This is a genomic window from Flavivirga spongiicola (assembly GCF_030540825.1).
Lineage (GTDB): Bacteria > Bacteroidota > Bacteroidia > Flavobacteriales > Flavobacteriaceae > Flavivirga > Flavivirga spongiicola.
Genome location: NZ_JAUOEO010000001.1, coordinates 1,975,646 through 2,001,717, shown reverse-complemented (window position 1 = coordinate 2,001,717; position 26,072 = coordinate 1,975,646). Strand labels below are relative to the sequence as shown.

Here is a 26,072-nt window from a genome sequence, read left to right as displayed (position 1 = left end):
TTCCAATAACAATAACAAAGGTTTTTTAACTCATCTAAATTAGATCATTACGCTAATTATAAGCATATGATGGATGATAAAATTAAAGAAATCAACTCAGATTTTATTTTTGAGAACCAGCATCATTTTCAAGACTATCTAGCCATCATTAAATCAAAAAACAATTATATAAATGTTATTTAATTCAACTGACTTTGCGATTTTTTCACCAATAGTTTTTTCCTCTATTGGTTTTTAGGGAATAAGAATTTAAAGTTTCAGAATTTTCTAATTGTAGTTACGAGTTACTTATTTTATGGTTGGTAGGACTGCAGATTTTTATCACTTATTTTATTTAGTACAATTATAGATTAACGTGAGTTCGACGTAACTATAAGTTAAGACAAAGTTGATCGGTTCTAACAAAATTGATGTTTAGGCTAGGCTTTTTCTCTGTGAAGTTATAGGCTATCAGTCCAGAACACACATTTGTAAAGAAGTTCACGGGGCTTCTATATCTTGAGTGCTCAATCTGGAATATATTCTTGAGCTGGTCAATTATAGACTCCACGATAGCCCTTTTCCTAAGCATGACCACATCGTACATAGGAGTTAAAAGTTTAGTTTTCATATTCTTTTTAAGTTTTGTTACCAAGTGTATACCATTAGAGAATAGTTCTGTAAAGAGCTCTTTTCCAATATACCCCTTGTCCCCATAGAGTTTGCCCCATAACTTTGCGATAAAATTCTCCAATCTGAGAGGCGTCCTGTCATCTTTATTCCCCGGTGTAATTAAAAAATCGATGATATGCCCACTATCATTGGTAACAATGTGGAGTTTGAAGCCAAAGAACCAACCAATGGAACATTGCCCTCTTTGGGCAATGACATCGAACACCTTATGGCTGTGTATACGCCTGTTGTGACAAACGCGTAAAGGCGTTGAATCTATAAAACTAATCCCGGAACAAGAGCCCGTACCTTGGGTTTTCAGATATGCTAAAAGAGGCAGCATACTCTCAGAGCAAAGTTCTACCATACGGTTGTAGCTGACCGTATCAGGAAAATAGCCAACAAGGTACTCTTTGACATATCCGGTATAAAATGTTTTAAAATCTCTAATCCTAGATAGATGGAACAAAACCTGAATGGTCATAACCTCGGAAAGGGATAATCTTGAGGCTCTTTTACGTTTTTTACCGACTCCTAAAAGGCGTTTTTCAAATAATGGTACAAATTCCTTGCAAAAATCGTCGATGGAACAAAATATTTCGGTAACTTTATCTTTAGATATCATAGCAGATTATTTAGTTATAAAATTGAAATTCAGTACTTTAATTTACTAAATAGTCTGCTTTTTTCTTAATGAATTTCTAACTTTCTTACGTCGAACTCACGTTAGATTATATAATAGGCCGTAGACTTTCATATGAAGGAAATAAAATAAAAGGTTTTTATGGATCAGTATATTGGTTAACCTTTGGTCTTTAGGCTTTTTTAAATATTATACTGCCAGTTGGTATAAGCTTTTATGCTTTTCAAAAATTGAGTTATACCATTGATGCATACAAAAGAAAATTATACCCAACAAAAGATTTCATTGCGTTTTCAGCGCTTGCAAGCTTTTTCTGTAATTAATTTGTTACAATTGAATGGATGGGGAGGGAAGACTAGTTTGCTATTGAGAAATCACTAAAACGAAGGAAAAGAATTTTGCATTATAGATTCTATTATTTAATTGTTCTTTCAGTATTATTTTTTGGTGGCAGAGAACAAGATTTTATTTATTTTCAATTTATTATGAAATTATTCTTAAAGAAAATTGCCTGACTATACAGAGGTACCTTTACTTCTAGTTTTATGTATTGATGTATGGCTTCGACAACAGAATTCACTATATAAAGAGAGGTTTTATGAAGCAAAGGAGCTAAGAGACTCTATTAACGTTTAAATATTGGGCAATTCGCACTTGACTTATGGTGTAGCACCCTCATGAATTTGACGGCTATGCCTATAATTTAGCTAATGTAGGTCAGCAGATCTATTTTGACAAGTGAATTACGAAATCTTTAATGGGCTCAATGTCAAACTTAAAATATGAATTAATAAGTGTGGATTATCATTCTTTGCATACATCAAATCAGGGTATATTAGATATATGGTCTTACTATGGTAGTAATATAAAATATAAAGATAAGAACTATTTCTATTTGGATATACATCAAGAGTTGGGGGGCATTAATACAAAAGAGAATCAGAAATTTGTATGCTAATAAAGAAGTTAAGATAATAAATTTTGATGTTGAGGAAGGAGTAGATATTAAAGATTCAATAAGTAAAGGCTTTATTGGATATAAAGGAGCAGGTTTAACAAAGTTTGGAGACAATAGGAATAGGTGTTTTGTTAAAGCTAATAATTTTACCTCCTCTATTATTTCTTCTTTCTTGTTCGAAGAAATAATTCATGACTTGGAGAGTTTTATCGGTAAATTACAGAGTTCAGAAGTAACCCCAATTTTTTTTACGACTCCTACTTATAAGAACTATAATATATTTCTATCTGCTAAAGTGATTGAAGAAAATACAAAAGATTTATTACGAATTACTCAAAAATATAATTTGGAGTATTGGAATTATGTGGATAGTGATTTTTTTGAAAAAAGCAATTTTTTTGACAGCAATCATTTAAATAAAAAAGGAGCAATTTTTTTGATATGATTCTAAATAGCAAAATAAAAAATAAGTTAAATTAAGAACTCCGTTAATATACTTTTATAAGTTTGTGTGATAAAGAAATATACAAAGAATGATAGTCTTAAGTACTATGTTATAGCTTTTATGTTAGGTTTTTTAACATATTTTTCGTTTGCTATTAGCTTAGGTTTAAGTCTAATAAAATATGAGATAAAATTTTAAAGATTTTAATGTTTGTTATTTTTATTCTGGTTCCCTTATTTGGGATTATTGGAGTAGCAATTTCTTATATTTGCGGAATGTTTTCAATTTTTATATCAAAATATGTCTTTTACAAAAAACAAAATTATAATTATAGAGAGTAGGGATAATGTTAAAATATGGGATGAAGTTTTTGATGAAAATTTTTGCAATAGAAATAATGTCGAAATACATTTTCTTATTTTTAATAAATTATTTAGTTCAAGATCAGGAAATAACCATTTCATAAATAACGGTGTTTCAGATAAGAAAATTGATGTACCTATAAATTATGATAGACAGAGAAATTATTTTGGTTCAAATAGAACGGATTATTATGTCTATTATAAAAGTATGAAAGATAAAATAACTGAAATTAATCCCAATTTCATATTTGGTGAAGCAGCATCTTTTCAGGACTATTTAGCTATAAAAATATGTAGAGAAGTTAATATTATGTACTTAAACCCTATGACAAGTAGGTATCCTATAGGTCGATTTGCGTTTTATAAAGAAGACACTTTAGTCCCTTTTTTAGGTTCGAATGAAAACTTAAGTGATTCAAAACTAGAAGAATTGTATAATCAGATTACAAATAAGAAAGTTGTTCCAGATTATATGATAAAGAAAAATTATAAATTAAAAACAAAACAAAAATTCAAGGACTTACTTGTTAAAGTTATTGCTTATCGAAATGGAGATAAAAATACACCTTCTCCTTTTCATTATATAAAAAGGACAGTAAAGAATAAGGCAAACCAAAGTAGGGTAAAGAAAATATCAATTAAAACTTTACCAAAAACCAAATCTTTTAAAATATTATACCCTATGCAAATGCAGCCTGAATCTAATATAGATGTTTATGGGCATCCTTTTAATAATCAATTAGAAATAATCAAAGAGCTTTCTAAACAGTTACAAGAAGATGATGAACTAATAATTAAACCAAACCCTAAACCTTTTATGGAAATAACCAGTGGTTTAATAGATTTTATCAGTACTAATGAAAAAGTATCAATATTGAATTTCGATATTTCTATGGGTGAGATTTTTAAAGATATTAACATGGTTGTTACAGTTACTGGGACTATAGCTATAGAGTGCATCTTGATTAATAAGCCGCTTATAGCCCTTAAAAGTACTTATTTCAATACTACCAAGAATAGTATAGTAATGAAGAGCTACAATGAAATAAAAGAGATTATTAGCTCAATAAAAAACGGTAATTATCCTACAATGCCTTATAGGCAAAGATTAGAATATTTAAACTACCTAAATAAAATAAGTTATCAAGGAATTATCGGTAGTTTAAATATGTCAGCAGATAAAACAGCTGTACTTAAAAATAGTTTCGAACTTTTCTTTTTACAGAACAAAGATTAAATAAATGACTAAGAATATTCTGTTATTTTTTCTTCCTATAATTTCAATTATAGCAATTGAACAGACTTATATGACAGAGTCTTATAAGATGTTATTTGAAATTATTTTTTTTTTCATTGTATTTTTAAATAGTTCCAAAATAAATAAAAACTTTTTAAGTTATCTATTAATATTTTCTGTTTATTTAATAGGAAGTTTAATTTATGCAGTATTTTACAAAAGAGAAAACATTTTCGATTTTTTCTTAATTTACAAATTTTTTATTTATGGAATTTCTATTTGTTTTTTAGTAGGGAAAACTCGTATAACTTCTAAAGAATTTTCTAAATTTTATTATTTTATCTCATATTTATTTCTTTTTAAATATTTGTATATTAAATTCTTAACAAATAATAGTAGGCCAATTCTTTTTTATGAAAATAATTTTGAATTGATGTTTTTAGCAATGTTGTTTTATTTAATGTTTACTATACATGGGGAAATAAGAAAAAGAGATCAAATAATTATAATTGGAATATTTTTATTGTCTGGATCTAGGTCGGGTCTATTGATATTGTTTTTTGTATTGTTTTTTGTAAACTATAAGGTGATTAAAAAAAAACTAATTTATGCAATTCCAGTAATGATAGCTTTACTTTTGGTTGCTTATATTATTATGAAAGACAGAACAGGAGGAGGATTAGATATAGAAAAGATGGATAGGTTTCGTTTCTTTTTAGTTTTTTTAGATGAAATAAAGTCTTGGAATTTTATTAATTTCTTATTTGGTAATGAAAGAATTACCTCTTTAAGTTGTGAATCTTGTGAAAAATTAAGCTGGTATAAAAATTCATTTAGTTATAAAAATGATGGGAGTTGTTATTCTGTAATTTTACACTCATACCTTCTTAGAGTAATACTAGATCATGGTATAGTTGGTTTATCTGTTATTTTGTTGTTTTTAACAAGAGTATTAAGGTATTCTGGGATCACACTTAAAGATAGTTTTGTTGTAATAGGTATAGTTGTAATAAATGGACTATCGGTTTCTTCTTTTAATAGTGTGTTTTTTGTAATGGGACTATTGTTTGTAATAGTCACCGATACATACATGGAGAAACCTAATCTATTGATTAGCACAAAAAACTTAAATTAATGACATATAATTTGTTTAAATTAGTATTAAAAAAAATAAATTTAGGAATATTAATCTTAATTCCATTAGGTCTGTTTTTTAGAGAACATTGGAATAGTAAATTGCTCATAGTTTTTTTTTGCATATCTATTTTTTTATATTCAAAAGAACTTCAAAAGAATTTTTTATTTCTAATAAAACAATTTTGGTATAGGCTGTTATTATTATTATTAGCTTTTTGTTTAATTTCTTTATCTTATTCAGAAAATCCTATTTATGGATTAAATAGAATAAGTTTTGTTTTTTTAATAATTGTTTTTCCAGTTTTTTTAATGTCCTTAAAAAGGGAAAAGATTATTAGTAAAAGAACCCTATTTATAATGTCATCTTTAGCTTTAACTCATGCTAGTATTATAGTTTTGAAGCTAGGGTATTATTATTTTAAGGGTTTGTCTCTTCTAGATATTTATAAAGAATATGGGTATTTGAAATTTGAATATATTTTTGGATTTTCGGGAATAAATGGAATGTATTATTCCATGATTCTTATATTTTGCTACTATATAGTTATAAATTCTTTAAAAGAAAGAATTAGAGATTATAATGTCTTTTTTGTTTTAACAATAACTATCATATCCTCACTTACTGTTTTTTTTATTCTGCTACTAACAGATGTAAAGATTGCTTATGCAACGATTACGATGGTGTTGATTTATTCTCTTTATTCTTTAAGACTGAATAGATTAATTAAAATACTAATTTTAGTATTAATGACTTTGAGTGTTGTATATAAAACAGTGATATCTCCTAGCCCTAGAATTAATAGGTTTATAGAAATCGGAGATCCAACGAGAATTAACAACTATAAATCAAGTTTAGAAGTAATTTTAAATAATCCAATTATAGGAGTGGGTTTAGGAGATGAACTTTCTGAAATTCAGAAAGTCAGATTTGATTCATTTATTGTGAAAAATAAGTATAATGCTCATAATCAATTTATAGAAATTACCCTTGGCCTTGGTCTTGTAGGATTAGTCTTATTTGTTTGGTTTTTGTGCCTTTGTTTTTCAATAGCAATAAAAAACAAAGACCACTCCTTTATAATTTTCTTATTATTAATTAGTTGTTATTTTATGATTGAATCTATTTTAGTAAGACATTATGGTGTTTTGTTTGTTTGTTTTTTTCTCTCATTTTTTCTTGTTTTAAACCAGATCGATCCAAATCAAATAAAGCATAAATGAGTAGTTTTTTTTCAAATTTCACCAAAAAAGTATACCCCCATTTTACTAGTGAAGTAAATTTCAAGGAGATTTTTGAATCTTCAGGACACCTATATACTTTTGTTAACCCGTATTCTTATTTAATTTTAAGAAAGAAAGACAATTTAATAAATAACGTAGATTTTATTCTTATTGATGGAATTTTATTAGTTAAAGTTTTAAAGTTTTTAGGAATCAAAACACAACGTGTTAGTTTTGATATGACGTCTTTGGCGCCTAAACTATTTGAATTTTGTGAAGAAAACACTAAAACAATTTATTTTGTTGGGACAAAACAAAGCGATCTTGAAAAGTCAATTGTAAATATTAAAAAGGAATTCGCAAATCTTAATATAATTGGTTATAGAAATGGTTATTTTAATGATTTTAAGGAAAAGGAATTGTTTCAGGAAGAATTAATTTCTTTAAATCCAGATTATATTATTGTAGGTATGGGTACACCATTACAAGAAGAGTTTATAATAGAACTAAAAAGTAAGGGGTATAAAGGGAAATCCTTTACTTGTGGAGGTTTTTTGCATCAATCCTCTTCTAATATGATATACTACCCAGCTTGGGTGGACAAATTAGAATTAAGATGGTTGTATAGGTCGTTTAATGAAAAGGGTGTTTTTAAAAGAGTTTTAATTAGCTCTTCTTTATTTTTAGTAATCATTTTATTTGATTTTTTTAATCACTATTTTAGCAAAAGAATAAATTAAGTTTGGAACTATATTACCCTATATCGTTTTTTGTGGGATCCTATGTTTTAACATACTTAACTATACCAAAGATTATTGGCTTAGTACAGTATAAGAATTTAATGGATAGCCCCAATAGTAGAAGTTCTCATATAAAAAGAACACCTACATTAGGAGGAGTATCTTTTTTTTATACATTAATTTTCGCATTATTTTTTCTAAGAACTTGGTGTAATCATGATGAAGCCATTTATTTAATACCTGGATTAACAATACTTTTTATAATTGGCTTAAAGGACGATCTAGTTGTCCTTTCACCATATACGAAATTAACTGCTCAAGTAATAGCTATAATATTTATACTAAGTAATGAAAGCTTTACCGTATATTCTTTAAATGGGTTTTTGGGGATTGATGAAATACCGATTTATATTTATTATTGTATTGCAGGTTTTATAATGTTAACTATTATTAATGCCTACAACTTAATTGATGGTATTGATGGATTAGCAGCCATTGTTGGTATCGTTATACTGATAATATACGCTACGATTTTTTATATGACTGAAGAATATTTTTTTTTATTAATCAGTTTGACTTTAAATGGTTGTTTAATAGCTTTTTTAAAGTTTAATCTATCTCCAACTAGTGAAAAAATTTTCATGGGTGATACAGGGTCTCTTATTGTGGGTTTCATTATTAGTATATTAACTCTTAAGTTTTTAGCATTATCTCCGGAAAAATACGATAGTCTTCCTTTTTTGATAGAAAACATTCCACTAATTGCAATAAGTATACTAATAGTACCTTTATTTGATACAGCTAGAGTTTTTACTATTAGATTGGCTAACAAAAGAAGCCCGTTTTCTGCTGATAGAAACCATACGCATCATATATTGATAGACTATTTTAAGTTGTCTCACCGAAAAGCAAGCTTTATAATTGGTGGTTTTAATTTAGTATTTGTATATCTTTTTATAATATTGGGAAGTGCTTCTTATAATTTTTGGCTTGCAACAGTTTTAGTAATAACGGTTATTGTTTTAGGCTATTTTTTTTATCGATTTGATTATAGTTTTGCTAATATTAAAAGAAAAATTCGTTTTAGAAGAAAGATAGATACTGTTAAAGAAAAAGGAAAAAATATAATAAAACCTACTAAGGGTAGTTAAAAATCAAAAATATTTGCTAGGTAGGAGCTGTATATGTTTGAGGCCCCACAATAGCAGTAATTGCTCACAAGTGTAAACATATAAATGTTATTGTGGTGGATATTGATGAATCAAGAATAGATGTTTGGAATTCAAACGATTTAGACGAATTACCAGTGTTTGAACCATGTTTAGATACTATTGTAAAAGAAGTGGAAGGAAGAAATTTTTTTTTCAACTGACGTTGATGAAACCATTGATATTGCTGATATGATTTTGAGAGAAGCACGTAAGGAACTTTTAAATAGAAGATCCAAAAGTGTTTTTGGAACAATATTCAAACGGTGCTATACTAGATGAGGTTCAACGAACTCCAAAGTTATTTTCATATTTACAGCAGATAATAGATGAAAGCAATAAAACAGTGCAGTTTATACTAACAGGCTCCAACAATTTTTTATTGCAACAAAGCATTAGACAAAGCCTTGTAGGTAGAGTGAGGTATTTAACTTATTACCTTTTTCGTTATCTGAAATAAAATCTGGAAAGACCGTTACAAGCGATTATTTTAAAGGGTTAAAGTATTGGAATAATTTAACAGGATATGAAGGAGGAAAAATTGTTTATGGAGGAGAAGATTATCAAAAAAAGAAGCAATAACTTTGAAGTAATTCCTTTAGATTTGATGGATGAAAAAATTAAGGATTAAAACATAAGCGTTGAAAAAAATTTTAATTACAGGAGCAGCAGGTTTTTTAGGATCACATTTATGTGATCGTTTTATTAAAGAAGATTACCATGTTATTGGTATGGACAACTTTATAACTGGAGATAAAAAAAATCTTTCTCATTTAGAAGGGAGCCGAAATTTTGAGTTTATAGAGCATGATGTTACTGAGTTTGTAAATATAGAAAGAGATTTAGATTATATACTTCATTTTGCTTCGCCTGCAAGCCCAATAGATTATTTAAAGATACCTATACAAACTTTAAAAGTAGGCTCATTAGGAACTCATAACTTATTAGGTCTTGCAAAAGCTAAAAAAGCGAGAATACTCATAGCCTCTACATCAGAAGTCTATGGAGACCCTTTAGTACATCCGCAAACAGAAGATTACTACGGTAATGTAAACACAATTGGTCCAAGAGGTGTTTATGACGAGGCAAAACGTTTTCAAGAGTCTATTACCATGGCCTATCATAGATTTCATGGCTTAGAAACACGTATTGTTCGTATATTTAATACCTATGGTCCACGGATGAGACTTAATGATGGTAGAGTGATTCCTGCATTTATGGGACAAGCTTTGAGAGGAGAAGATTTAACTATATTTGGAGATGGCTCTCAAACCCGATCATTTTGTTATGTTGATGATCAAGTTGAAGGCATATATAAACTGCTATTAAGTGATTATAACTTACCTGTAAATATAGGTAACCCACATGAGATTACCATTAAAGAATTTGCAGAGGAGATTATTAAGCTTACGGGAACTTCTCAAAAAGTAATATACAAAGACTTACCTCTAAATGACCCAATGCAGAGACAACCAGATATTTCATTAGCTAAAAAATTATTAGACTGGGAACCGAAAATAGATAGAGCAAAAGGAATGAAAATAACGTTTGATTTTTTTAAAAGTTTAACAGAAGAAGAACTTTATAAAAGTGAACACAAAGATTTTTCTGGTTATATTAATGACTGATTAGTTAATGGGACATATACGAGGTAGATATTCATGGCTGTTAAGACCCTTTCTAATAATATATGATATTTCTATCATTAATATCTTCGCGTATTACTTGTTAGATTTTAATGATGAAAAGCTGTTTTTCTTTTCAATGGAAGTGTTTAATAATAAACACATACTTTACATCATTTATTCTATTGTTTTTTGGCTTTCAACAACACTTTTATTAAAGTTTTATAAAGTATATAGGTATACCTCGGCACAAAGTATAATCTCCCTTTTAATAAAACAGTTTTTAACATATACAATAATTATTTTTGCCTATGTTGGCATATTTAGAAGTATAAATGTAGGAGCGATAGTCATTTTTAAATATTTACTTTATTCATTTTTAGCCACTGGAGTCGTTAAAATATTAAGTTTTTATACCTTAAAAAAGGTTCGTGCGTATTTAAAGGGAAATCTAAGAAATGTTATTATTGTAGGTTGTGGAGAGAATGTTAATGAACTTGAAAGTATATTTAAAAAAAAGAAGGAGTTAGGGTATAATATAAAGGCTATTTTTAATGATTCTGGAGACAATAATGTAACAGGCACGATTAAAGACAGTTTTAGTTTTATACAGAAGAATCTTAATATCGATGAAATTTATTGCGCTATTGATGAGTTAACCGAAAAAGAGGTTAATGAATATGTAAAGTATGCCAATTTAAACCATTGTAATATTAAGTTTATTCCGAATACACTCAATCTTTTTACTAAACGATTACACACCGATTATTATAGCTATCTTCCTATTTTATCTATTCAAGGTGTTGCATTAAATAATGAATTTAATAAGTTCTTAAAACGAGGTTTTGATATTGTATTTTCTTTATTTGTTATTATTTTCTTTCATTTTTGGCTTTCAATAATTTTATTTATTCTTTTTAAATTTGAATCTAAAGGCCCCTTATTTTATAGACATAAAAGACATGGGATTAATTATAAAGAATTTTACTGTTATAAGTTTAGGTCACTAACTACTACAAGGGAAGAGAAAGGTACTTACGTAAAACAAAACGATGTTCGTATAACGAAAATTGGAAGGTTTTTACGGAGAACAAACCTAGATGAGCTGCCACAATTTATTAATGTATTAAAAGGGGATATGAGTGTTGTTGGGCCTCGACCTCATATGTTAACATATACAGAGGATTATTCGAAAAAGGTAGATAAATATAATTTTATTTTCAGACATCATGTTAAACCTGGAATAACTGGGTTGGCACAAATTAAAGGGTATAGAGGAGAGATAAAGACAGATGAGGATATTATTAACCGTATTAAATATGATAATTTTTATATTGAAAATTGGTCATTGTTTTTAGATATTAGAATCATTTTGCAAACTATAATAAATATGCTTAAAGGTCAAGAGACTGCTTATTGAACTTTTTTAATTAACGAATCCAGTTGCTTACCAAAGTCAAAATATTCAATAGCTATTTTTATTATTCTTTTTCTATTTTTTAATTCTATATCTGAAGATTTAATTTTAGAAATTACAGTATTCAAATCGTCATAATCTCCAGATTTAGCTATCCAACCTAAATCATATTTTTGTATAATTAACTCCCCCTCACCACCTCCAAAATAAAGCATAGGCAAACCTAATCTGGCGTATTCAAATATTTTTGAAGGCACAGACCCATAAATTCTATTCAGTAACGGAATAATGGTTAAATCGTATCTCACAAGCACTTTGTGTAAGGTATCTCTTGAGACTTCACCGTGATATACAATATCTAATTCTGGATTATTCGAAATAAGCGTCTGAATTTTATCTCGTTCTGTACCGCCACCATAAATATGAAATTGAATATGAGTATAATCTAACTCCTTGCACAACTTGTAGACTCCTTGTGCTATACCCAATAAACCAGCATAAACCATTTTTAGTTTTCCTTTTGAAACTACTCTTTTAGAAACTTTAGGTGTTACAAAATCGGGATAATTACGATACAAAAAGGTGCCTTTTTTAGGAAACAAAGACCTTACATGATTTAAAATTTCATTGCTTTGCCCTAAAATTAAATCGGCATGTTTATAATTAAAGTATTCAATTTTTTCAAGTAAATTATAACTAAGATTCTTTTTAAAGGCTCCTAATTCCAATCCTGCAATAGGCCATAAATCACTTATATTTAAAATAAGTTTTCGTTTTTTAGAACGTAGAAACAAAACAGAAGTAAACGCAACCAGCAATGGAGGGGATTGTATGATAACCGTTTTTGGAATTTTATTCCACAGAAAAAACCAACATAAGCTAAAGCTGTAAGAGAGCATGGCTATTAAGCGTAACAACTTATTTTTAGAGTTACTGGCATAAATCCATAAACGATAAATGGTTATATTGTTTTTTGTAGAAGTGTCCTTAAATCTTCCTTTATAAGCGTCAAAAATTTCACCAGTTGGATAATTAGGTAAAGGTGTTAAAACAGATACTTTAAAATCATGTTTTTTCAAGCCTTCTGCTAAATGAAAAATCCGGTTTGAAGCAGCCCCGGTTTCAGGAGGAAAATAATTGGTTATGATAAGTATATCAGTCATTATAACTCATAAATGTCTAGTAAATGATTAACAATTCTATTTGCAGCAGATCCATCCCATAACTCAGGAATGGTTCCTTGTTTCCAGGATTCAGAAAGCAATGTTTTAAAAGCTTTTTCAATTTTTTTAGAATCAGTTCCAACTAATATGTTGGTTCCAATGTCACAAGTTTCAGGACGTTCTGTGGAGTCTCTAAGCGTCATACAAGGTACATTCATAACAGTCGTTTCTTCTGTGATACCACCAGAATCGGTTAACACAGCTAAGGCGTTTTTTACTAAATAATTAAATTCTAAGTAGCCTAAGGGATTTACGTAATGAAGATTTTTAAAATTTAAATTTAAACCACTTAAAAGCTTTTTTGTTCGGGGATGTACAGGAAAAATAATGGGGTAATTCTCACCTAATGCCACAATTTGACTAACTAATTTTTTTAGTTGGGCTTCTTCATCTACGTTACTGGGCCTATGAAGCGTCATAACCAGATAGTTTTTTTCTGATAAATTCAAATCTTCCCAAAGAGTTGGCTTTTTTAATCGAGCTTCATGTCTTCGAAGGGTATCAATCATGACATTTCCAACAAAAAAGATGTTCGATTTTGTGATGCCGAACTTCATCAAATTCTCATTTGCATACATAGACGTTGTGAAAAAATAATCGGTTAAGCTATCAGTTACAATTCTGTTAATTTCTTCGGGCATTTTCATATCACCAGAACGAATTCCAGCTTCAACATGAGCTACTTTTATATGCGCTTTTTTAGCAACAATAGTACAAGCCATGGTTGAGGTCACATCGCCAACAACCATCACCAAATCACAAGGGTTTTGTTCTAATTCTTTTTCAAAACCAATCATAATAGCAGCAGTTTGTTCTGCTTGTGTACCGCTTTTAACTTCAAGATTGGTATCCGGAAAAGGGATATTTAATTCTTCAAAAAAGGTATCGCTTAAGTTTTTATCGTAATGTTGTCCCGTGTGTACAAGTCGATAATTAATATTGGTTCCATCCTTTTCTTTATTCTGAATAGCTTCAATAATAGGAGCAATTTTCATAAAATTAGGTCGGGCACCAGCTACTATAGTAATAGTCATTTATTTGGGTATATTAATGATGAAAACTGCTTCAATTTACCACTTTTCAAGCGTTTTAATGCCGTTTGTCTTTCAAATAGGATAGTAAGCCCATTCTCAAGATAATTTTCCATTTCGTTCTTTATCATGGTCATTTTATTTTGTGAAATATCTATATCACTAACATAGTAAATTTTAAAAGTATCGAGTTTTAATTGTACAATAACAAACTCTTTAACGTTGCCATCATCTTCAATAATACTTTTTGTAATGTAATAGAATGTTAATCCGGCAGCTTTTTTTCCACTAGGCAATGAAGCCATGTCATTTGTTCTACCTATTAGTTTTTCTAAGATGGGTTTTTTGGGTGTGCTTTTTTGGGAAAGAACCCCTATATCACCAATGTCATACCTTATAAATGGCTGTGTTTTATTGTATAAAGAAGTAATGACTAAACGTCCTTCTTCACCATTTGGCAAGACGTTGTTGTTTTCATCTAAAACCTCAACAAAAAGTGTCTCACTATTTACAATCCATTCACCATTCGTATTTTCAAAAGCAATCAAATCTAATTCTGAAGCACCGTATTCATTGATTACCGGTATTCCAAATTGTTTTTCCATAAGTTGTTTGTCGTCTTTAAAAAGCATTTCAGATGTTACAACACAGGCTTTTAAGGTAGGGCAAATAGCTTTAAGGATGATATTTTTATGTCGAAGGTATTTTGCGAATTGAACGATAGGGCTTGTATAGCCATTCATATAGAAGAAAGGTTTCCTTTTAAAATCAATTAACCAGTTTTCAAGAGCCTCATCACTTAAATCAAACACATTAAATCGATATCTGTTACTAATAAAGTCTTTTAGTTTCTCAGTATAATACCCTTTTCTATCCAGAGGAATTCCATAAAATCGTGCTTGTTTTGTGCTGTTAAAATTAAGATTAAACCAAGAAAATCGATCCATTATAATGCTCCAGGTTAAGGCATGCGTGAATTTATCTTTAGAGAAAATAAAAGGATGCCCTGATGCTCCGGAGGTCTTATCTATATAAATATTTTTTGTTGAAAACCTATTAGATAATAGTGTTACTAATGGTTGCTGCAAATCTTTTTTAGACATAATCGGAACGGTGTTCCAATCTAATGGATTTGCATCTTTTGCAAACGATTTATAAAATGAATTATGCTTTAAATGATAATTGACAATATCTTTCTTTTTAGTTTTAATATAAGTATTAAATTCAGAATCACTTTTCTTTTGAATAGCTTTCAAAGCGAGCTTGGCTTTTCGTATTGAAAAGCCTTTAAGTTTTAGTGAAAGTTCGAATAAATTCAATAAAAAGGATAATTTGTGTAAAGTAAATAAAAAATATTCGTGAATTCGTAGCATTAATTTTATTTTTGCATTCGAAAAATTACTTTAAATGCTTTTGCATTTGAAAACAAAAAATGGTCATTCCCATACAAAAGGGAATCTAAAAATAAACACAATGAATATCTTAATTCTCGGTTCTGGAGGAAGAGAACACACATTTGCATGGAAAATAGCTCAAAGTGCTAAATGTAAACAATTATTTGTGGCACCGGGAAATTCTGGAACGGCCCAAATAGCTACTAATGTAAATATTGGAGTGAATGATTTTGATGCGATTAAAGAGCTCGTTTTAAAAGAAGGCATTGAAATGGTTGTTGTTGGCCCTGAAGACCCTTTAGTTAATGGCGTGCATGATTATTTTTTAAATGATGACGCTATTAAACATGTGTCTGTTATAGGCCCTCAAAAAGTAGCGGCAGAATTAGAAGGAAGTAAAGAGTTTGCCAAGGAGTTTTTATACAGACACCATATTCCAACAGCAGCTTATGAAAGTTTTACGAAAGAAACCGTAGAAAATGGTTATGCTTTTTTAGAAACGTTAAAAGCGCCTTACGTTTTAAAAGCAGATGGATTAGCTGCTGGTAAAGGTGTTGTTATTTTAAATGATTTAGAGGCCGCTAAAGCGGAATTAAAAAGCATGCTAGTTGATGCCAAATTTGGAGAAGCAAGCACTAAAGTGGTTATTGAAGAATTTTTAGATGGCATAGAATTAAGCTGTTTTGTACTAACTGATGGTACAAACTATAAAATTTTACCAACCGCAAAGGATTATAAACGAATAGGTGAAGGCGATACGGGATTAAACACAGGTGGTATGGGAGCAGTTTCTCCTGTGCCTTTTGCGACCGATGAATTCCTTAATAAAATTGAAGAACGTATTGTAAAACCTACTATTAATGGTTTTAAAAAGGACAATTTGCCTTATGTAGGATTTGTGTTTATTGGGCTTATTAAAGTTGGAGACGATCCAAAAGTTATAGAATACAATGTACGTATGGGAGATCCTGAAACCGAAGTCGTATTACCTAGACTAAAAAATGACTTTGTTGAAATACTCCAGGCAATGTCTCATGGTACATTAGATAAAATTAACATTGAAATAGACGAACGAGCAGCGACAACTATTATGTTAGTATCTGGGGGCTATCCTGAAGCTTATGAGAAAGGAAAAGAGATTATAGGAATAGAAAACATTCAAGATTCCATACCTTTTCATGCGGGAGCTGTATTAAATGAAGGTAAGATAGTAACCTCTGGGGGACGTGTTATGGCTATTACGTCATATGGAAACACATACCAAGAAGCCATAAAAAAATCTTATCAAAATATAGAAAAACTACATTTTGATAAGATGAATTATCGTAAGGATATAGGGTTCGATTTATAAAAATGAGTGTGAAGAAACACTTTTGTCTTCTTCATTATTATCGTTAAACATTTTAAGTTGCTTCATCCAATAAAGCATAGCAACAAAACCTATAAGAAGGAAAATCCAAGAAACTATATTTGCTGCAAACCAGCTTTCTAGCTCAAGAGCTCGTAAAGCATCGTATGGTGCAAAAAGAACATTAACGAATAAATCCTGTATAGCGTAAAAGAAATCTTTCATGTGTTTTTTTATTATTGTTTTCTAACTATTTTATAGTTAGTATATTTACATATTTACGTAGCAAAAATACAAAAAGAGTTAATGATAACAAGCATTTTAGGAAAATCTAAGTCAATAAATTTCATCATTGTTTTTTTTATTACGCTTTTAGCTTTCATAATAGCTAGGGTAGAATTAATAAACGAACCAATAACATTAGTATTTGTATTAAAGCAAATTGTTTTACTTTCCGTTTGTTGCATGACTGTTTTACTTTTAAACTTTATTGTTAGTAAGAATAACTTAACAATGAATGACAACTATGAGATTTTATTATTTAGTTTGTTTTTGTTGCTAATTGTTCACACTACTAGTGACACAGCTATAGTTCTTTCTAATTTTTTTATTTTACTCGGCTTAAGGCGTACAGTAAGTTTACGGTCTGAAAAAAATGTAAAAAAGAAATTATTTGACGCTGCTTTTTGGATCGCTATTGCATCGTTATTTTATTTTTGGACAATTTTGTTTTTTGCTTTAATACTAATTGCTCTGGTTTTATATACAGATAATAAATTAAGGCATTGGATTATACCTTTCCTAGCAGTCATTACTATTTTTGTGATTTCCATAAGTGTTTCTATAGTTATGTACGATCGTTTTTTTGAAATATTAAACATCTCACCAAAAATCAGCTACGATTTTGGTAACTATAATTCTGTAAAATACTTGGTTGCCATTACCTTGCTATTGTCTTTCGGGATTTGGTCGTCCATATTTTACTTACGGAATATTAAAAAGAAGAAAAAAGCCTTTAGAGCTTCTTTTAAAATTATTATTGTTGCGGTTGTAATAGCCTTTTTGATAGTGCTTCATGCTCCTGAAAAAAACGGGAGTGAATTTTTATTCATGTTTGCACCACTGGCTATAATCATAACAAATTATATCGAGATTATTCAAGAAAAATGGTTTAAAGAAGTGTTTCTTTCTCTACTCATCATTGTTCCGTTTATAACACTATTGCTGTAATTTTTCACCAAAAGCTAAGTCACCTGCATCTCCTAGACCTGGAATAATATAACCTTTATCATTTAGGTTATCATCAATAGCTGCAATCCATAAATGCGTTTTGTCATCAAAATGACTTTCAACAAAGTCAATACCTTCTTGAGCTCCTATAACACTAATTAAATGTACTTCTTTTGGTGTTCCAAATGGTTTTAAAGCTTCAAAAGTTGCTACCATGGATTGCCCGGTTGCTAGCATGGGATCTGCAAGAATAAGGGTTTTGTTTTCTAAGTTTGGACAAGCTAAATATTCTACAATAATTTCAAAACTTTCGGGGTTGTGTTTATGATGTCTGTAAGCTGAAATAAAAGCGTTTTCAGCGGTATCAAAATAATTAAGCAATCCATTATGTAATGGAACACCGGCTCTTAAAATGGAGCATAAAACAATATCATTATTTAATAAATCGATATTGCAATTCCCTAAAGGTGTTTCAATGGTCGATGCGCTATAATTTAAAGATTTACTCATTTCATAACCCAATACTTCGCCTATTCGTTCAATATTTCTTCGAAAGCGCATGCTATCTTTCTGAATATTAATATTTCTAATTTCGGAAATGAAAGTATTTAACACGGAATTTTCTTTAGATATATTGTGAATATACATAGCGTTTATATCGTTTTTTGAATAGTAAAGTTAATTAAATATAAAGTATATTTACACTTTAAAATTATGACAACATGTTTACAGAAAAAGCTAACAAAATATTTCAGGATGTTATTGAAAAATATCATGTAATAAACACGGTAGACCAACCTTTTGAAAATGGGTATGATAAAAGTAATTTATTAGAGCATTTGCTATACAGAAAATGCTGGATTGATACAGTACAATGGCATTATGAGGATATTATCAGGGACCCACAAATAGATCCTGTGGCTGCTCTAACCTTGAAGCGTCAAATTGATGCTTCAAACCAGGACAGAACAGATATGGTTGAATACATTGATAGCTATTTTCTTGAAAAATATAAAGATGTTACATCAAAAACTGATGCAACCATTAATACCGAAAGCCCAGCTTGGGGAATTGATAGGTTATCTATTTTGGCGTTGAAAATTTTTCATATGAATGAAGAGGCCACAAGAACAGATGCTTCCGATGCTCATAGAGATGCATGCCAGAAAAAATTGGATATTTTATTGGAGCAACGCATAGATTTGTCTACAGCTATTGATACACTGCTTAGCGATATAGAAAAAGGAGGTAAGTACATGAAAGTTTATAAGCAAATGAAAATGTACAATGATGATGAGCTAAACCCTGTATTACGTTCACAGAAGTAAAATTCCTGCCACCGCGGGAATCTCATCAATATAGTTGAGATGCTAAAATCATCAAACCATATTTTAGTTATTCGTCTTTCTGCAATGGGAGATGTTGCAATGACTATTCCTGTGCTACAAGCATTAAATCAGCAATATCCGGAGGTTAAAATTACTGTGCTTACCCGTGCTTTTTTCGAGCCCTTTTTTCGAGACTTAAAAAATGTTACAGTTTTTCCTGCTGAGGTTGAGGGAAAACATAAAGGAATTTATGGGCTTTTTAAACTTTCTAAAGCGCTAAAAAAACTAGAGATTGATGCTATAGCAGATTTGCATAATGTACTACGAAGTAATATTTTAAAGTTTTTTTTCTTTGGAAAACAATTTAGCCAGATTGATAAAGGGAGAACTGAAAAGAAAGCCTTGGTTTCTGGCAAAATATTTCAGCAATTAAGCACAACGCATCAAAGGTATGTTGGTGTGTTAGAAAAGTTAGGTTTTAAGTTAGATTTATCAAATCCAGTATTCCCAAATAAATCAATTTTAAATAAAAAGGCTCAAGTACTTGTAGGGTCAGATTCAAAAAAAATGATAGGAATTGCTCCTTTTGCTGCCCACGAAGGGAAAATGTATCCTTTAGACTTGATGAGGGAGGTTATTGCTGTACTTTCAATAGAGTATAAAATCATATTATTTGGAGGAGGCACAAAAGAGGTCTCCATTTTAAATGATTTTGAAGAAAATTTGGATCATGTAATAAGTATTGCTGGTAAATTATCACTTGATGAAGAATTAGACGTGATTTCTAATCTGGAAGTGATGCTTTCAATGGACTCTGGCAATGCACATATAGCTGCTATGTTAGGAGTAAAAGTCGTCACTATTTGGGGTGTTACCCATCCGTATGCTGGTTTTGCACCATTTAATCAGCCAGAAGGCTTTACGTTGCTTACAGACAGAAATAAATTTCCGTTAATTCCAACATCCATTTATGGAAATAAATACCCTGAAAGTTATAAAGAAGCTTCAGGGAGTATTGCTCCAGAAACTATTATTAATAAAATTAAGTCTGTCATTCCTGCGTAGGCAGGAATCTTATTAATGTGAGTTCGATTTAAATTTTAGCAAGTGAATCATTGCAATAATGATGAAAAACAGCAATTTGTAATATCGACAAAGCGAAGTATGAGCGACGAGATATCTCATTAGTATGAGATTCCCTGCCTTTGTCGGCCTGACGCATAGCGTCGAGGAATTCTTTTCGATTAAAATACTTAAAAATTCAATTTATGAGATTCCTGCCTTCGCAGGAATTTTATACATCATCATAATCTACCACAAGAGTTGGTGTTGTAGGATGTGCTTGACATGTTAAAATTAAACCTTCTGCAACTTCATTTTCAGTTAAAATATTATTCTGTCTCATAGTTGCTTCACCTTCTTTTATACGAGCTAAACAACTGCTACAAATACCACCTTGACAAGAATAAGGCGCATCAATGTCTTCATCTAAAGCAGCTTCAAGAACAGTTTGTTTTTGAGACATTTCAAATGTAGATTCCTCATCATCAACAATAACTGTTGTTTTGGTTTTACCGTTTGATACAATATTTTCTTTTATTTCGGCAGGTTTGGCAGCTTTAAAAAGCTCAAAATGTATACGGTTTTCGTCAATATCATGATCGGTTAAAACATCCTTTACAGTATGAATCATAGCTTCTGGTCCGCAAAGATAAAAAGCATCAACATCCACATGCTTGTGTTTGTTTTTCATGACATAATTAACGGTGCTTTTTTCAATACGGCCAAAAATAGAGTCATCTTCCTCTTGTTGACTAAAAACAAACTGTATAGAGAAACGTTCTTTGTATGCATGCTGAAGCTCTAAAAGTTCGTTTAGAAACATAGTGTCTTTGGTTGTTTTGTTACCATAAACCAAAATAACTTTACTATAAACTTCCTCTACTAGTGCGCATTTTATAATACTTAGAACCGGTGTAATGCCACTACCTGCAGCAAATGCAGCAATATTTTTTGTTTTTGAGTCGTTAGGTTCAAAAATAAAACGCCCTTTTGGAGGGGCAACTTCTAAAGTATCTCCTATCTGTAATTGATTGTTTGCATAAGATGAAAAGGTGCCATCTTTTACTGCTTTAACAGCCACTTTTAATTCACCAATTTTTGGAGAAATACACAAAGAGTAATCTCTTCTTACTTCACTTCCCTTAATTATAGTTTTTAGGGTGATGTATTGACCTGCTTTAAAAGTGAATATTTTTTTTAAATTTTCAGGAATATCAAAGGCAATACTAATAGATTCACTGGTCTCTCTTTTTATTGCAGCAACTGTAAGTTTGTAAAATGATGACATGTATAAATTTTTGACAAAAATAGTGAAGCTCTAAGTCTTTGACGTAAAATAAATAAAAAATTAATACATAAATAATTTATGCATAAGAATTTTATGTATATATTTGTATAGTATGGGAAACGCAAAATTATATAAAGGCAGTCTTGTAACAATTATTCTAAAACTCTTGAATGAGCATGATAAAATGTATGGCTATGAAATTACGCAACGAGTAAAGGAGATTACAAAAAATGAGCTTAAAATAACCGAAGGAGCCCTTTATCCTTCACTACATAAATTAGAAGCTGAAGGCTTATTGGATGTTGAGGTTTTAAAAGTGGATAATAGGTTGCGAAAGTATTATAAACTTACCGAGAAAGGCACTAAAGAAACAGTTAACAAATTGGCTGAACTTGAAAATTACATTAAAACCATGCGTGCATTGGTAAATCCTAAATTTCGTTTAGAATAATTGAAACGAACATTAATTAATTTAATGTCAAATGATTACTAAAATTTAAACGTGTGAAAAAGCTTAATAAGGCAGAAATACTGTATATAGATAATTACCTCATTAAGAATGAAGTGAAATATTGGGATGTAAGAACAGAATTACTAGATCATATAGTTTCTGCTGTAGAGGAAAAGATAGATAAAGAAGGCATTTCATTTAATGAAGCATTGCTTGATGTTCATGAGGGATTTGGCAATAAATTAGGACATTATAAAAACCCTTCATTTGAAAAGCAATTGTATTATAGCAATATAGGATTTAAAAAACTCTTAAAAACTAAGAGAAAAGAAATTAGAAGAAAGTTAAATAAAAATTATTGGAAAAGTTTTATTCCTTATGTGTTTTCAACTAGATTCTTATTAGAATTTATTGCATTAGTTCTACTTGTTCTCACTGTATATAGATACCATCAAAAAGCAGCTTTTTTAGTGGCAATGTGTTGTGCTTGTATACCAGAATTTATAAAACTCTTTTATTCAATAGCAAAAGCAAGTAGAAAATCTTTAAATATGCAAATGGCTATTGCAACAGGTTCACTATTTATGTCCCTAAATTATTTTTTTATAGAAGTGTTTAATTCCCTTTTTAAAGATGTTTTTCCAAAGCCATATGTGTTTATAATTGTATTTTATTTGTTGTTATTTCCTTTTTTAAGACATAGTTTAAATATTTATATATCTACTCTTAGAGTTTATAAGGAACGCTATAAGTTAATGCTTTCATGAAAGTTTCATATAACCAAATACAAAAACTCTTCGTTTTTACACAAAAAAACTTTGTTGAATGGTATGATGTTCAAACAGAATTAATAGTTTCTATATCCATTGTTTTGTATATGATTGCTCTTTATGTATCCATTAAAATAATTCCAGAAAAATTAAGATCGAAAACATTAAAAGAGTATTCCGAATATAATCTTTTATAAAACATGTAACATTTTTTAATATATAAATACATATATCAATAAGAACATTAACCATAATTATAAAATCAATAAAATGAAAAAAGTACTGCTAGTATGCTTATTTGCAATTGCGATAACATTTAAAACACAAGCACAAGAAAATACTGAATTCGAAAAAGAAACAGTTGAATTTATAAAACTTACAGGTGCCGGAGCAGCGTTTGAAAATGCGATAGCTCAAATTGGATCTGGGGTTTCAGAAGCGAATAAAGAAGCCTATACCAAAGAAGCGAAAGGAACTTTAGAGGCATTGTATGTTAAAATGGCTGAGCTTTACATGGCTGAATTTACTCAAAATGAAATAAAAAAATTAGTCGCTTTTTATAACACAGATTTAGGTAAAAAATTAGCAGAAAAGCAATTAGGCCTCACCCAAAAAGCAATGATGTTTGGACAGTCTTGGGGCATGGAAGTACAAGGGATAGCCCAAAAATATAACTAACCAGGTATGATTAAAAACTTTTTAAGTTTAGAGTGGAAATCTTTTTTACGGTCTGCCAATTTTGGTAAAGGACTTGCTGTAAAAATATTGATGGGCTTTTTTGCGCTATATTTTATAGCTATGTTTTTGGGAATGGGACTGATAATGTACCCTGGACTTAAAGAAGCTTTTCCAGATCAAGATCCGCTAGTTATTGTTAATAACTATCTTTTTTATTGGATTTTGGGTGACTTAATTTTTAGGTTTTTCTTTCAAAAACTACCTGTAATGAGTGTAAAACCATTACTAACACTACCTGTTAAAAGAAGCAAAATTGTTAATTATGTTTTAGGCAAATCGATAACATCATTTTTTAATTACCTCTCGCTTTTTGCTATTATACCATTTGGAATTACCTTAATTGTAGAAGATTACTCGCCAAGTTCTGTATTGGTTTGGATGCTAGCCCTCATTCTGGTAACCCTTTGTATTAATTTCTTAAATTTTATTATTGAGAGTTTTTCGGCAGAAAAGGAACTGTCTTTTTTACCCATAATTATATTAACAGGTGGGCTATTTGTATTAAACTATTTTAATGTTGTTTCTTTTACTGAGGTTGTTGCAAATGGATTTAATGCTATTTATAAAACGCCTGTTTTAATTGGGATTCCTTTGCTCGTTTTGATTGGTCTTTATTTCTTCAACTTTAAGATTTTAAAGCAAAAATTATTTTTAGATAGCGGTTTAAAAAAGGAAGTTAAAGAAGTAAATGCGTCTAATCTTGAATGGACAAAAACCTTTGGGGATATTGCACCATTTATGCAATTAGATTTAAAACTGCTTTGGCGTAACAAGCGTACCAAGTCTTCTGTTTGGATGCTAGCAATCGGATTATTTTATGGTCTGTTTTTTTACCCACAACCCATGTATCAAGATATGCCATGGTTTTTTGCTTTTATTGGCGTTTTTGTAACAGGCATCTTTTTAATCAATTTTGGACAGTTTATTCCAGCTTGGGATAGTGGCTATTATAAACTCCTTATGAGTCAAAATATTAAATATGAACAGTATTTAAAATCAAAGTTCACACTAATGGCTTTAAGTATTATTATATTATTTGTGCTAAGTATCCCTTATGTTTACTTTGGATGGAAAATATTATTAGCCCATTTTGCAGCAGCCATTTATAACCTAGGAATTAATACACACGTTATTCTATATGGTGGTTCTTTTAATCGCAAAAAAATTGATTTAAATCAAAAAGCAGCTTTTAACTACCAAGGAACTGGTGCAGTACAATGGCTTATAGGGATTCCTTTGTTGCTAATACCTATGGGGATATTTGCATTGTTTTACTTTTTAATAGGTTTCGAAATAGCTTGTTTGTCATTAGCTACTCTTGGTGTAATAGGTGTCGTTTTTCACCAAAAATTAATGAAAACAATTACTAAAAAATATTTAGAATCAAAATATAAAATGATTGATGCCTTCGATCAAAATAATTAACACATAGCATTATGATAACAACTTCAAACTTATCAAAGAAATATAGTGGAAATGAAGTTTTAAATATAGAGTCATTAGAAATTCCAAAAGGACAAAGTTTTGGCTTAGTAGGAAATAATGGTGCAGGAAAAACCACTTACTTTAGTTTGCTTCTAGACTTAATTCAACCGTCAACAGGGTTTATAAAGAGCAATGATATTCAAGTAAACGAAAGTGAAGATTGGAAACCGTTTACTTCAGCATTCATTGATGAAAGTTTTTTAATAGGCTATTTAACAGCTGAAGAATACTTTTATTTTATTGGCGAATTACGCGGTCAAAATAAAGCAGATGTTAATAAACTAGTAGCTCAGTTTGAGGATTTTTTTCATGGTGAAATACTAGGGCAAAAAAAATATTTACGTGATTTAAGTAAAGGAAATCAGAAAAAAGCAGGGATTGTAGCTGCTTTGATTGGAAACCCGGAAGTTATTGTTCTAGACGAGCCTTTTGCAAATTTAGACCCGACCACTCAAATTCGTCTTAAAGGAATTATTAAGGACTTAGCTGAAAAACAAGGGACTACCGTTTTAATTTCTAGTCATGATTTAATGCATGTTACCGATGTTTGTGAGCGCATTGTTGTACTTGAAAAAGGTGAAATCGTAAAAGACTTAAAAACGAGCGAAGCTACATTAAAAGAACTTGAAGTGCATTTTGCCGGAACAGATGTTTTGTAATCAGTGTTAAGTCTCAGTTTACAGTGTTTAATGGAGGTTTGAAACTTTTCATTGCGTCTTTGTGTCTTTGCGAGGAATTTTTTAGTATTCAGTAACCAGTAACCAGTAACCAGTAACCAGTAACCAGTAACCAGTAACCAGTAACCAGTAACCAGTAACCAGTAACCAGTGTTCAGTCTTGGTTTATAGTGTTTATTAGTTGTTTGAAGTTTTCTCTACGTCTTAGAGTTTTTTGCGAGATTTTTTTTAATATCCAATGTTCAATCTCAGTTTACAATGTTTAGTAATAGTTTAAAACTTTTCATTGCGTCTTCGTGTCTTTGCGAGAAATATTTTTAATATCCAACAACCAACAACCAACAACCAACAACCAACAACCAACAACCAACAACCAATTCACAACAGCTTAGCAAGATGCTTT

26 protein-coding genes are annotated in these 26,072 nt (G+C 30.0%); 19 read left to right on the top strand and 7 right to left on the bottom strand.

Going from position 1 to position 26,072, the window contains the following annotated elements; genetic code table 11:
• Positions 1 to 370 precede the first annotated feature (370 nt).
• Positions 371 to 1,276, bottom strand: coding sequence for an IS982 family transposase (locus tag Q4Q47_RS07995; RefSeq protein ID WP_303306130.1), 906 nt, complete (start codon positions 1,274 to 1,276; stop codon positions 371 to 373).
• Between the two features lie 965 nt (positions 1,277 to 2,241).
• On the opposite strand from Q4Q47_RS07995, the gene Q4Q47_RS07990 reads away from it, so the two are divergent.
• The 10 genes from Q4Q47_RS07990 (at position 2,242) to Q4Q47_RS07945 (ending at position 11,647) form a co-directional block, all read left to right on the top strand.
• Entirely contained in the window at positions 2,242 to 2,697 is a 456-nt protein-coding gene (locus Q4Q47_RS07990) for a hypothetical protein (RefSeq protein WP_303306129.1), read from the top strand.
• 300 nt (positions 2,698 to 2,997) lie between these two features.
• Positions 2,998 to 4,296, top strand: a complete 1,299-nt coding sequence (locus Q4Q47_RS07985; RefSeq protein WP_303306128.1) for a capsular polysaccharide export protein, LipB/KpsS family — start codon at positions 2,998 to 3,000, stop codon at positions 4,294 to 4,296.
• 622 nt (positions 4,297 to 4,918) lie between these two features.
• Entirely contained in the window at positions 4,919 to 5,431 is a 513-nt protein-coding gene (locus Q4Q47_RS07980) for a hypothetical protein (protein WP_303306127.1), read from the top strand.
• Positions 5,431 to 6,654, top strand: coding sequence for an O-antigen ligase family protein (locus Q4Q47_RS07975; RefSeq protein ID WP_303306126.1), 1,224 nt, complete (start codon positions 5,431 to 5,433; stop codon positions 6,652 to 6,654). Before Q4Q47_RS07980 ends, Q4Q47_RS07975 begins: the two co-directional genes overlap by 1 nt.
• Positions 6,651 to 7,394, top strand: a complete 744-nt coding sequence (locus Q4Q47_RS07970) for a WecB/TagA/CpsF family glycosyltransferase (RefSeq protein WP_303306125.1) — start codon at positions 6,651 to 6,653, stop codon at positions 7,392 to 7,394. Before Q4Q47_RS07975 ends, Q4Q47_RS07970 begins: the two co-directional genes overlap by 4 nt.
• Before the next feature lie 2 nt (positions 7,395 to 7,396).
• Entirely contained in the window at positions 7,397 to 8,545 is a 1,149-nt protein-coding gene (locus Q4Q47_RS07965; RefSeq protein ID WP_303306124.1) for an MraY family glycosyltransferase, read from the top strand.
• A 92-nt stretch (positions 8,546 to 8,637) separates the two neighbouring features.
• Positions 8,638 to 8,766, top strand: coding sequence for a hypothetical protein (locus Q4Q47_RS23810; RefSeq protein ID WP_332243900.1), 129 nt, complete (start codon positions 8,638 to 8,640; stop codon positions 8,764 to 8,766).
• A 77-nt stretch (positions 8,767 to 8,843) separates the two neighbouring features.
• Positions 8,844 to 9,062 (top strand): AAA family ATPase, encoded by a 219-nt coding sequence (locus Q4Q47_RS23805; RefSeq protein ID WP_303306123.1) that lies wholly within the window; start codon positions 8,844 to 8,846, stop codon positions 9,060 to 9,062.
• A gap of 181 nt (positions 9,063 to 9,243) precedes the next feature.
• Positions 9,244 to 10,230, top strand: a complete 987-nt coding sequence (locus Q4Q47_RS07950) for a UDP-glucuronic acid decarboxylase family protein (RefSeq protein WP_303306122.1) — start codon at positions 9,244 to 9,246, stop codon at positions 10,228 to 10,230.
• A gap of 7 nt (positions 10,231 to 10,237) precedes the next feature.
• Positions 10,238 to 11,647: an exopolysaccharide biosynthesis polyprenyl glycosylphosphotransferase gene (locus Q4Q47_RS07945; RefSeq protein ID WP_303306121.1), complete on the top strand. Its 1,410-nt coding sequence runs from the start codon at positions 10,238 to 10,240 to the stop codon at positions 11,645 to 11,647.
• Here Q4Q47_RS07945 and Q4Q47_RS07940 read toward each other — a convergent pair.
• From Q4Q47_RS07940 to Q4Q47_RS07930, 3 genes are read right to left on the bottom strand one after another with little or no spacing between them, the layout of a single operon-like run.
• Positions 11,641 to 12,807 carry a glycosyltransferase family 4 protein gene (locus Q4Q47_RS07940; protein WP_303306120.1) on the bottom strand — a complete coding sequence of 389 codons (1,167 nt, stop codon included), beginning with the start codon at positions 12,805 to 12,807 and terminating at the stop codon, positions 11,641 to 11,643. The genes Q4Q47_RS07945 and Q4Q47_RS07940 overlap by 7 nt on opposite strands.
• Positions 12,807 to 13,901 carry a non-hydrolyzing UDP-N-acetylglucosamine 2-epimerase gene (gene wecB / locus Q4Q47_RS07935; RefSeq protein WP_303306119.1) on the bottom strand — a complete coding sequence of 365 codons (1,095 nt, stop codon included), beginning with the start codon at positions 13,899 to 13,901 and terminating at the stop codon, positions 12,807 to 12,809. The genes Q4Q47_RS07940 and wecB overlap by 1 nt, the downstream gene beginning before the upstream one ends.
• Complete coding sequence (locus Q4Q47_RS07930; RefSeq protein WP_303306118.1) at positions 13,898 to 15,271, bottom strand: phenylacetate--CoA ligase family protein; 1,374 nt, start codon at positions 15,269 to 15,271, stop codon at positions 13,898 to 13,900. Before Q4Q47_RS07930 ends, wecB begins: the two co-directional genes overlap by 4 nt.
• Positions 15,272 to 15,371: 100 nt before the next feature.
• On the opposite strand from Q4Q47_RS07930, the gene purD reads away from it, so the two are divergent.
• Positions 15,372 to 16,643 (top strand): phosphoribosylamine--glycine ligase, encoded by a 1,272-nt coding sequence (gene purD / locus Q4Q47_RS07925; protein ID WP_303306117.1) that lies wholly within the window; start codon positions 15,372 to 15,374, stop codon positions 16,641 to 16,643.
• Here the strand turns inward: purD and Q4Q47_RS07920 are convergent.
• A complete protein-coding gene (locus tag Q4Q47_RS07920) occupies positions 16,638 to 16,865 on the bottom strand; it encodes a DUF6341 family protein (protein ID WP_303306116.1) in 228 nt (75 codons plus the stop codon). The genes purD and Q4Q47_RS07920 overlap by 6 nt on opposite strands.
• A gap of 81 nt (positions 16,866 to 16,946) precedes the next feature.
• Here Q4Q47_RS07920 and Q4Q47_RS07915 point away from each other — a divergent pair, with 81 nt between their 5' ends.
• On the top strand, positions 16,947 to 17,870 hold the full coding sequence (locus tag Q4Q47_RS07915) for a DUF6427 family protein (protein WP_303306115.1): 924 nt from the start codon (positions 16,947 to 16,949) through the stop codon (positions 17,868 to 17,870).
• Here the strand turns inward: Q4Q47_RS07915 and upp are convergent.
• Positions 17,859 to 18,518, bottom strand: a complete 660-nt coding sequence (gene upp, locus Q4Q47_RS07910) for a uracil phosphoribosyltransferase (protein WP_303306114.1) — start codon at positions 18,516 to 18,518, stop codon at positions 17,859 to 17,861. The genes Q4Q47_RS07915 and upp overlap by 12 nt on opposite strands.
• A gap of 74 nt (positions 18,519 to 18,592) precedes the next feature.
• Between upp and Q4Q47_RS07905 the strand changes: the two genes are divergently transcribed.
• Together Q4Q47_RS07905 and Q4Q47_RS07900 are read left to right on the top strand one after the other, a co-directional pair.
• Positions 18,593 to 19,198, top strand: a complete 606-nt coding sequence (locus Q4Q47_RS07905) for a DUF4254 domain-containing protein (RefSeq protein ID WP_303306113.1) — start codon at positions 18,593 to 18,595, stop codon at positions 19,196 to 19,198.
• Between the two features lie 39 nt (positions 19,199 to 19,237).
• Complete coding sequence (locus tag Q4Q47_RS07900) at positions 19,238 to 20,263, top strand: glycosyltransferase family 9 protein (protein WP_303306112.1); 1,026 nt, start codon at positions 19,238 to 19,240, stop codon at positions 20,261 to 20,263.
• 229 nt (positions 20,264 to 20,492) lie between these two features.
• Here the strand turns inward: Q4Q47_RS07900 and Q4Q47_RS07895 are convergent, their stop codons facing one another.
• Entirely contained in the window at positions 20,493 to 21,548 is a 1,056-nt protein-coding gene (locus Q4Q47_RS07895) for a ferredoxin--NADP reductase (protein WP_303306111.1), read from the bottom strand.
• A gap of 112 nt (positions 21,549 to 21,660) precedes the next feature.
• Here Q4Q47_RS07895 and Q4Q47_RS07890 point away from each other — a divergent pair, with 112 nt between their 5' ends.
• The 5 genes from Q4Q47_RS07890 (at position 21,661) to Q4Q47_RS07870 (ending at position 25,651) form a co-directional block, all read left to right on the top strand.
• Positions 21,661 to 21,999 carry a PadR family transcriptional regulator gene (locus tag Q4Q47_RS07890; RefSeq protein ID WP_303306110.1) on the top strand — a complete coding sequence of 113 codons (339 nt, stop codon included), beginning with the start codon at positions 21,661 to 21,663 and terminating at the stop codon, positions 21,997 to 21,999.
• Between the two features lie 53 nt (positions 22,000 to 22,052).
• The gene (locus Q4Q47_RS07885) at positions 22,053 to 22,766 is read left to right on the top strand and encodes a hypothetical protein (RefSeq protein ID WP_303306109.1); all 714 of its coding nucleotides are present in this window, start codon (positions 22,053 to 22,055) and stop codon (positions 22,764 to 22,766) included.
• A 273-nt stretch (positions 22,767 to 23,039) separates the two neighbouring features.
• Positions 23,040 to 23,447 carry a DUF2059 domain-containing protein gene (locus tag Q4Q47_RS07880; RefSeq protein ID WP_303306108.1) on the top strand — a complete coding sequence of 136 codons (408 nt, stop codon included), beginning with the start codon at positions 23,040 to 23,042 and terminating at the stop codon, positions 23,445 to 23,447.
• Between the two features lie 6 nt (positions 23,448 to 23,453).
• Positions 23,454 to 24,932 carry a DUF5687 family protein gene (locus Q4Q47_RS07875; RefSeq protein WP_303306107.1) on the top strand — a complete coding sequence of 493 codons (1,479 nt, stop codon included), beginning with the start codon at positions 23,454 to 23,456 and terminating at the stop codon, positions 24,930 to 24,932.
• 11 nt (positions 24,933 to 24,943) lie between these two features.
• Positions 24,944 to 25,651: an ABC transporter ATP-binding protein gene (locus tag Q4Q47_RS07870; RefSeq protein ID WP_303306106.1), complete on the top strand. Its 708-nt coding sequence runs from the start codon at positions 24,944 to 24,946 to the stop codon at positions 25,649 to 25,651.
• The last annotated feature ends 421 nt before the right edge of the window (positions 25,652 to 26,072 follow it).